Below are 1,876 nucleotides of genomic sequence, written 5' to 3' on the forward strand. Positions count from 1 at the left end.
CGGGCTGCTGCGTTACCTCAACCCTGACACGCGCCCGGTCCTCGCGGCGCTACCCACCCCACAGATCGGCTTCAACTACATGGGCCGCTTCACCGCGAGTGACGCTGAAGCCCCGGCGGACTGGCGGCAGGCCAGTCTGGGCGGCGACGCGATCGAGCGGATGCCGGCGGCCCACGCCCTGGAGGCCAGCGGAATCGTCCGGGACGGGCCGGCGGGCCCGGAGCTGAGCCTGTCGCTGGCCTGGCCGGGCGATCTGCTGACCGAGGCCGAGGTGCGGAACCTTGCCGAGGGATGGGTGGCGATGCTGACCGGGCTGGCCGAGCACGCCGCGCGCCCCGAGGCGGGCGGGCACACCCCCTCCGACTTCCCGCTGCTCGAGCTGGCTCAGGAGCAGGTGGAGGAGTTCGAGGCGATGGCAGCCGAGATCGAGAAGGGGATGTCGACATGACGCGCTCCGCGCTGGCCGAGGTGTGGCCGCTCTCGCCGCTTCAGGAAGGGCTGCTGTTCCACGCGCTGTACGACGAGGACGCCGCCGGCTCCTACGTCGTCCAGCGAATCCTCGACCTGCGGGGCCCGCTGGACGCGGACGTGCTGCGCGCCTCGGTTGAGGCCCTGCTGGACCGCCACGCCAACCTGCGGGCCGGGTTCCGGCAGGCCGCCGGGATGGAGCAGCCGGTCCAGGTGATCCCGCGGCGGGTGAAACTACCCTGGACACAGGTGGACCTGTCCGCGCTGGCCGAGGAGTCGGCGCTGGCGGAGGTGTCCCGGCTGACTGCCGAGGACCGAGCCTGTGGGTTCGACCCGGCGGTGCCGCCGCTGCTGCGCTGCACGCTCGTCAGGCTCGGCCGGCATCGGCACCAGCTGGTCATCACCAACCATCACCTGCTGATGGATGGCTGGTCGCTGCCGGTGATGCGGCGCGAGTTGTCGGCGATCTACGCGGCCGGCGGTGACGCGAGCGGGCTGAAGCCGGTCTCGCCGTACCGAGACTACCTGGAGTGGCTCGGCCGCCAGGACCGCCAGGCCGCCCGGGCGGCCTGGCAGCGGGAACTGCGCGGAGCCGACGAGCCGACCCTCGTCGCCACGCCGGACCGGGGCACGGTGACGGCAACGGCGACGGGGCTCGCGCGGGTCCGGGTGACCGTGCCTGACGAGCTGACCGCCGCGCTGCGTGCCCTGGCCCGTAGCCGCGGCCTGACGCTGAACACGCTGGTACAGGGGGCGTGGGCGCTGCTGGTCAGCCGCCTGGCCGGCCGCCGTGACGTGGTGTTCGGCGCGGTGGTGGCGGGTCGTCCGCCCGAGCTGCCCGGTGTGGAGGAGATGCTGGGGCTGTTCGTCAACACCGTGCCGGTCCGGGTGCCGCTCGACCCCGCCCAGCCCGTGGTGGAGATGCTGGCCGAGCTTCAGGGCCGCCAGTCGGAGCTGATGGCCTACCACCATCTGGGGCTTGCCGAGATCCAGCGACTGGCCGGCCCCGGTGCCACCTTCGACACGCTGCTGGCCTATGAGAACTACCCCCGTGACCCTGGCGGCGCCTCGGTCACCAAGGGCGACGGGCTGCGGATCACACCGGCCGGGAGCGAGGAGGCGGTGCACTACCCGGTGAGCCTGGCCGTGATCCCAGGGGAGCAGCTACGGCTGCGTCTTGACTGCCGGCCGGAGGTGTTCGACCAGCAGACGGCCGCCGAACTCGCCGACCGTTTCCTGCGGGTGCTCGACGGGATCGCGGCCGATCCGATCGCACCTGTCGGCCGGATCGGGGTGCTGGGGGACGCGGATCAGGCCCGGGTGGTGGATGGGTGGAATGAGACGGGGGTGGTGGTGCCGGAGGTGACGTTGTCGGAGTTGTTTGAGGCGCAGGTGCGGCGGAGTCCGG

The 1,876-nt window shown here is 72.4% G+C and carries 2 protein-coding genes; both read left to right on the top strand.

The features are described from left to right. Nucleotides 1-448 (top strand): hypothetical protein (locus CED_RS21790; protein ID WP_043592332.1); only part of this gene is annotated, 448 nt, incomplete at its 5' end. Further along, a partial coding sequence (locus CED_RS21165) for a condensation domain-containing protein (protein ID WP_023842288.1) occupies nt 445-1,876 on the top strand: 1,432 nt, incomplete at its 3' end. The genes CED_RS21790 and CED_RS21165, both read left to right, overlap by 4 nt.

It is taken from the genome of Frankia sp. CeD, assembly GCF_000732115.1.
GTDB classification, from domain to species: domain Bacteria; phylum Actinomycetota; class Actinomycetes; order Frankiales; family Frankiaceae; genus Frankia; species Frankia casuarinae.